Source organism: Amycolatopsis sp. NPDC102389 (assembly GCF_044765885.1).
In the GTDB taxonomy this organism is placed as follows: domain Bacteria; phylum Actinomycetota; class Actinomycetes; order Mycobacteriales; family Pseudonocardiaceae; genus Amycolatopsis.
On the sequence record NZ_JBIWKX010000082.1, the window covers coordinates 23,051 to 29,244 of the forward strand.

The 6,194-nt window shown below is 69.2% G+C and carries 6 protein-coding genes; 1 reads left to right on the plus strand and 5 read right to left on the minus strand.

Features of this window, described 5'->3' with window-relative positions; genetic code table 11:
- Nucleotides 1-15 precede the first annotated feature (15 nt).
- From ACIRGA_RS37575 to ACIRGA_RS37595, 5 genes are all read right to left on the minus strand, one after another.
- Entirely contained in the window at nucleotides 16-366 is a 351-nt protein-coding gene (locus tag ACIRGA_RS37575; protein WP_400950992.1) for a histidine triad nucleotide-binding protein, read from the minus strand.
- Between the two features lie 303 nt (nucleotides 367-669).
- Nucleotides 670-1,422 carry a 16S rRNA (uracil(1498)-N(3))-methyltransferase gene (locus ACIRGA_RS37580; RefSeq protein ID WP_400950995.1) on the minus strand — a complete coding sequence of 251 codons (753 nt, stop codon included), beginning with the start codon at nucleotides 1,420-1,422 and terminating at the stop codon, nucleotides 670-672.
- Nucleotides 1,423-1,425: 3 nt separating this feature from the next.
- Nucleotides 1,426-2,589: a molecular chaperone DnaJ gene (gene dnaJ, locus ACIRGA_RS37585; protein WP_016332457.1), complete on the minus strand. Its 1,164-nt coding sequence runs from the start codon at nucleotides 2,587-2,589 to the stop codon at nucleotides 1,426-1,428.
- A 42-nt stretch (nucleotides 2,590-2,631) separates the two neighbouring features.
- Nucleotides 2,632-3,657, minus strand: coding sequence for a heat-inducible transcriptional repressor HrcA (gene hrcA, locus ACIRGA_RS37590; RefSeq protein ID WP_400950999.1), 1,026 nt, complete (start codon nucleotides 3,655-3,657; stop codon nucleotides 2,632-2,634).
- An 81-nt stretch (nucleotides 3,658-3,738) separates the two neighbouring features.
- Nucleotides 3,739-4,347: a DUF1707 domain-containing protein gene (locus tag ACIRGA_RS37595; protein WP_400951001.1), complete on the minus strand. Its 609-nt coding sequence runs from the start codon at nucleotides 4,345-4,347 to the stop codon at nucleotides 3,739-3,741.
- 192 nt (nucleotides 4,348-4,539) lie between these two features.
- Here ACIRGA_RS37595 and ACIRGA_RS37600 point away from each other — a divergent pair, with 192 nt between their 5' ends.
- The gene (locus ACIRGA_RS37600) at nucleotides 4,540-5,766 is read left to right on the plus strand and encodes a lipase family protein (protein WP_400951004.1); all 1,227 of its coding nucleotides are present in this window, start codon (nucleotides 4,540-4,542) and stop codon (nucleotides 5,764-5,766) included.
- Nucleotides 5,767-6,194: the final 428 nt, after the last annotated feature.

Sequence of the window (6,194 nt, forward strand, 5' to 3'; positions counted from 1 at the left end):
CGCAGGCCGCGCGCCTCAGCGTCCGAAATGCCCCAGCTGCTCGCCGCCGAGCACGTGCGCGTGCACGTGGAAGACGGTCTGCCCGGCGTCACGGTCGGTGTTGAACACCACCCGGTAACCGGACTCCGCGATCCCCTCGAGCTCCGCGACCTTCTTGGCGGTGGCGGCCACGTCGGCGAGGAGTTGCGGGTCCGCGGCGGCCAGTTCGGCGACGTTCCGGTACCGCTTCTTCGGCACCACGAGCACATGCACCCGCGCCTGCGGCGCTATGTCCCGGAACGCATAGGTCGTCTCGTCTTCGTACACCTTGTCGGACGGGATCTCGCCCGCGATGATCCGCTCGAACAACGTCTCCGCGTCACTCATTCCCCCACCCTATCCCCCATCCGCCGCAGCCTGACGCACCGCGTCGCGGCGCGGATTTCGGGGCAGGGCAAGGAGGGAGACCCGGAAATGAAGATGCCGCGGCGCGGTGGACCCTGGGGGTCGGCCCACCGCCGCCGCGGCTCCGCCGGACCGAGGGGGGAGGTGCCCGGCGGGGATTCACGCGCGCGACCGGGCTTCATCCCCAGTGGCGCGCCGAAACCTTGTGTTGCGCGTCAGTTAACGAGAGTAACGGCTGTTTGCGTGATCGCGCCATAACTCGCCGCAAATTAGTGGGGTGTTTTTTCACTTCCAGCGGTCGGTGAGAACCCCTAGCGCGCCGAGTGCCACGGCGGCGGCGGTGGAGGTGCGCAAAACGGTGGGGCCCAACCGGATGGCGGTGGCGCCGGCGTCGGTGAGGGTGTTCAATTCTTCGTCGCTGATGCCGCCTTCGGGGCCTACGACGAGAAGGATGTCGCCTTGTGCCGGGAGTTCGATCTCGGTGAGGCGGGTGGTGATGCCGGATTCGAGGACGAGTGCGCGGGAAACGGTCTGGGCGAGTTCGGCGAGTTCGCGGGTGGTGGCGGGTTCGGCGACTTCGGGGACGTGGGCGCGGCGGGCTTGTTTGGCGGCGGCGCGGGCGGTGGTGCGCCACCGGGTGAGGGCTTTGTCGCCGCGGGTTCCTTCTTCCCAGCGGGCGACGCTGCGGGCGGCGCGCCAGGGGACGATGGCGTCCGCGCCGGCTTCGGTGGCTAGTTCGACGGCGAGTTCGCCGCGGTCCCCTTTGGCGAGGGCTTGGGCGACGATGACGCGCAGCGCGGGTGGTTCCTCGGTCCAGTGTTCTTCGATGGCGAGGGTGAGTGCCGCGTCGCGGCCGGCCTGGACGGCTTCGACGACGCAGCGCGCCATGCCGCCTTCGCCGTCGGAGAGCACGAGACGTTCGCCGACGCGCAGGCGCCGGACGGTGGCGGCGTGCCGGGCTTCCTCGCCGTCGAGGGTGGTGCGCCCGGAGCCGGGCAGCGCGGCGGTGAGGAAGACCGGCAGTGTCGTCTCGGGCACGGGTTACCGGTGGTTCTTGGTGCGCAGCTTGGAGAACAGCCCGCCGGGCTTGGAGCCGTTCGAGGAGAGCGAAGGCACGTCTTCGCCGCGCTGCTGGGCGAGTTCGACGAGGAGGTCGCGCTGGGCGTCGTCGAGTTTGGTCGGCACGACGACGTCGATGTGGACGTGCAGGTCGCCCCGGCCGTCGACGCGCCCGGAAGACCGCAGGCGCGGCATGCCCTTGGCGGTGAGCACGAGCTCGGTGGCGGGCTGCGTGCCCGGCTCGATGTCGAGTTCGTAGTCGCCGTCGATGAGGGTCTCGATGGGCACCGTGGCACCGAGGGCGGCGGTGGTCATCGGGATGCGGAAGTTGCAGTGCAGGTCGTTGCCCTGCCGGACGAACACCTCGTGCGGTGCTTCGTCGATCTCGACGTAGAGGTCGCCGGCGGGGCCGCCGCCGGGGCCGACCTCGCCCTGTCCGGAGAGGCGGATGCGCATGCCGTCGCCGACGCCCGGCGGGATCTTGGCGGTGACGTTGCGGCGGGCGCGGACCCGGCCGTCGCCGCCGCATTGGCGGCAGGGGTCGGGGATGACCTCGCCGAAGCCGCGGCAGACCGGGCAGGGACGGGCGGTGACGACCTGGCCGAGGAACGACCGCTGCACGGACTGGACCTCGCCCGCGCCGCCGCAGGTGTCGCAGGTCTTGGTGCCGGTGCCTTCGGCCGCGCCGGCGCCGCGGCACAGGTCGCAGACGATGGCCGTGTCGACGGTGATCTCGCGGTCGACGCCGGTGGCGCACTCCTCGAGGGTGAGGCCGAGGCGGATGAGCGCGTCGGAGCCGGGCTGCACACGGCTGCGCGGGCCACGGCCGCGGCCGCCACCACCTCCGGCGGCGCCGAAGAAGGCGTCCATGATGTCGCCGAGGCCGCCGAAGCCCGAGAACGGGTCTCCACCGCCGCCGCGGGCCCCGCCGTCCATCGGGTCGCCGCCGAGGTCGACGACCTTGCGCTTCTGCGGATCCGACAGCACCTCGTACGCGGTGGTCACCTCGCCGAAGCGATGCTGGGCGTCCTCCGACGGGTTGACGTCGGGGTGCAGTTCACGGGCCAGTTTGCGGTACGCGCGCTTGATCTCCTGATCCGTCGCGTTCTTCGCAACCCCGAGAATCCCGTAATAGTCCCTCGCCACCGTCTCCGCCTTCTCCTTCTGACTTAGACCTCACCGCCGCGTTCAGCGGCCGGAGAGGATCTGCCCCACGTAGTTCGCCACCGCGCGCACCGCGGCGATGGTGTTCGGGTAGTCCATCCTGGTCGGCCCGACGACGCCCATCCCGCCCAACAGCATGTCGTCCATGCCGTAGCCGATGGACACCACCGAGGTGCTGCGCATCTGCTCGTCCTCATTTTCCTCACCGATGCGCACGCTGATCGCACCGGGGTTGCGGGCGGCCGCGAGCAGCTTGAGGACGATGACCTGCTCCTCGAGCGCTTCCAGCACCTGCCGCAGCGATCCGGGGAAGTCCGAGACGTTGCGGGTGAGGTTGGCGGTGCCGCCGAGCACGAGCCGCTCCTCGGGGTGCTCGACCAGCGATTCCACGAGCACGGTGCACACGCGGGTGAGGTTGTCGCGCAGTTCGCCCGGCGCCTTCTCGGGCAGTTCGGCGACCGCCGCCGCGGCCTCGGAGAGCCGTCGGCCCGCCAGTGCCCCGTTGAGCACCGTGCGCAGCCTGCCGACGTTCTCCTCGGTGATGACGTCCCCGAGGTCGACGGTGCGCTGGTCGACGCGGCCGGAATCGGTGATCAGCACGAGCATCAGCCGGGCCGGGGTGAGCGGCACCACTTCGAGGTGGCGGACGGCGGAGTTGGTCATCATCGGGTACTGGATGACCGCGACCTGCCTGGTCAGCTGCGCGAGCAGCCGGACGGAGCGGCGCAGGACGTCGTCGACGTCGGTGCCGCTGTCGAGGAACGCGGTGATGGCCCGGCGCTCGGCCGCGCTGAGCGGTTTGACCTCGGCTATCCGGTCGACGAAGAGCCGGTACCCCTTGTCGGTGGGGATACGGCCCGCACTGGTGTGGGGCTGTGTGATGTAGCCCTCTTCCTCGAGCGCCGCCATGTCGTTGCGCACGGTGGCGCTGGACACACCGAGGTTGTGCCTGTCGACGATCGCCTTGGATCCCACGGGCTCCTGGTTGGACACGTAATCGGCGACGATCGCGCGCAGCACTTCGAAACGTCGCTCTTCCGCGTTGGCCACCTGCACCTCCCTCGGCTCGTCCTCACAACGAGTTTACGGAAGGCATAGTGCCCGAGGAGCCACCGGACTTCTTTGGCCCCGTCAGCCGCGCCCGCGCGAGGAGCGCCGCCGCGGCTCCAAGGGCTTTCGGATCACCTTCACCGACCCCCACCAGGCGAAACCCGTGACCCGCAGAACCGGCGCACCCGTCACCGGCCCCCGTCGCCCGGTCCGGCGGCCGGTGCCGAATCGGCCCATCAGGCCGATCCCGCGGATGTCGACGGCGAGGTCCTCCGGAACGACGATCTTGACGCCGCCCATGATCGCCACCGCCCTGATCGTGCGGGGTCCGGCGGCGATCCGGGCCCGCCGCAGATCGAGGCGCACGCTTCCCCAGAACGCGCGGCTGACGTGCTTCGGCGGCAGCGGCCCGTCGAACCGCCGCGTGGTGGCGGACATGACCGCGAACGAGCGCCGTCCGCCTTGATCGCCGTCTCCGGCATGGGACAGGGCGAGCGCGCCACCGGGAGACAGATCCGCGACGACGGGCTCGAATTCCGCGAAGGTCTTGGCCGCGTAGACGGCGTCCAGTCTCGTTTCCAGTTCACCGGTGGTGATCCGTCCCGCACCCATGGCTTCGTACAGCAGTCGCGCGACGTTCTCACGATCGGAATCGGCCACCCGCATCGCCGACCGGTTCGGTTCTGACATGACGGCGACGATAACCGGAATCGGCGAATTCCGGAAATTGCGCGACCGCCGCACGGAAAGCCATTAGTGAAATCGGTTTCGCCACACTGACGGGAATGACAATTCGACGGCCTGCCATTGACCACACAAGCGGGAAGGGCTTCCATCTAGGTCCCGTGCGGGAGTTTTCCAACCTCAGTGTGGAGCGCAAAGATGACTTCTTCCTTTCGCCGTGTCCTGATCGCCGCCGTGACCGTGACGCTGATCGCGACGGGCGCGCCTGTCGCGAGCGCGGACACGAGTTCGGTGTACACCTCCTCTTCACCACTTCCCGCCGGCGAAAACGGCGACGTGGTCAAGTCGCAGCCCTCGACCTATAAGGGAGCGAAGGCGACCCGGATCCAATATCTGTCGCGGGACAACAAGGACAAGCAAGTCGCGGTGAGCGGCACGGTTCTGGTGCCGGACAATCCGTGGAACGGTCCCGGCGAACGGCCGATCGTGGCCTACGCGCCGTTCACGTTCGGCATGGGGCCGGACTGCGCTCCCTCGAAAACCCTCGCGGGTGAGGGTGCCTCGGATCTGGTCTCCGGTTTCCAGGGCGGTTTCGTCGACGCGTTGCTGGGCGCCGGGTTCGCCGTGGCGCAGACCGACTACATCGGACCGTGGGTGGAGGGAAGCGGCGATCACCCGTACGTCATCCGGCTGTCCGAGGCGCACACCGTGCTCGACGTCATCCGCGCCGCGCAGCGGCTGCCCGGCACCGGCCTGCCCGCCGACGGCCCGGTGGGTATCGCCGGCTACTCCGAGGGCGGCAGTGCCGCCGCGTCCGCCGCCGAACTGGCCGCCACCTACGCCCCCGAACTGGATGTGAAGGGCGTCTACTCCGGCGCGCCGCCCGCGGACAAAGCCGCGCTCTCGAAGTCTCTCGACGGCGGAATGTACTTCGGGTTCCTCGGCTACGCCCTGATCGGCATCAACCAGGCGTACCCCGAGGCCAAGCTGATGAACCTGGCCAATCCGACGGGTGCCGACCTGTTCCTGAAGGCCCGCCAGACCTGCACCATGAACGCGGTCCTTCAGTTCATGTTCAAGCAGTCCAGCTCGCTGACGAAGGAAGGCAAGCCCGTGTCCGCCTACCTGTCCCAGCCGCCGTTCGATGCGATCGTGGCGGAGAACCGGATCGGCACCGTCAAACCCGCCATGCCGGTTCTGGTCGAACAGAGCCCGATGGACGACGTCATCCCGGCGGCCGTCGACAAGCAGATGGCGAAGGACTGGTGCGGTAAGGGCGCGAACGTCCAGTGGAAGGACCTGACGTCTTTCACGCCGTTCTTCTCCCACGCGCTGGGCATGACGACCGCGTCCACCGACGCCACCGAGTGGCTGAAGAGCGCGTTCAACGGGCAGGCGGGCACTGGCAACTGCGGCCGGTTCTGACCCGCCACTCGTGAGTGGCAAGGACGGTTAGAGCCAAGGGTGTCTCAGGTACCTACGTGAGCGGCGATTGAATCCGGATCCCAGTCCGTGAAGGCCTCCTTGCCTACCCTCAAGGTAGGGAAGGAGGCCTTCACGGACTCGGCGATCGCCCCGCAGCCCCAGCAACACCACCAGCCCCAGCGGCTGCGCGTGAAGGACCCCTTCCCTCGGCTCAGCCGAGAAAACTCGACCTTCACACCTTCCCAAGTACATGAAGGGCGAGCAAGCGCGGCGGTGGCCTGCCAAGGGCACCTCTCGTGAGTGGCAAGGACGGTTATTAAGGGGTAAGTCGAACGTGGCATGGTCGGTGCGGGTGGGGGGGGGGGGGGGGGGGGGGGGGGGGGTGGGGCGCGCCGCCCCCCCCCCCCCCCCGCCCCCGCCCCGCCCGG

Excerpts from the sequence above, each read along its gene's own strand:
- ACIRGA_RS37575 (WP_400950992.1), bottom strand. The coding sequence starts at position 366 with ATGAGTGACGCGGAGACGTTGTTCGAGCGGATCATCGCGGGCGAGATC.
- ACIRGA_RS37595 (WP_400951001.1), bottom strand. The coding sequence starts at position 4,347 with ATGTCAGAACCGAACCGGTCGGCGATGCGGGTGGCCGATTCCGATCGT.
- ACIRGA_RS37600 (WP_400951004.1), top strand. The coding sequence starts at position 4,540 with ATGACTTCTTCCTTTCGCCGTGTCCTGATCGCCGCCGTGACCGTGACG.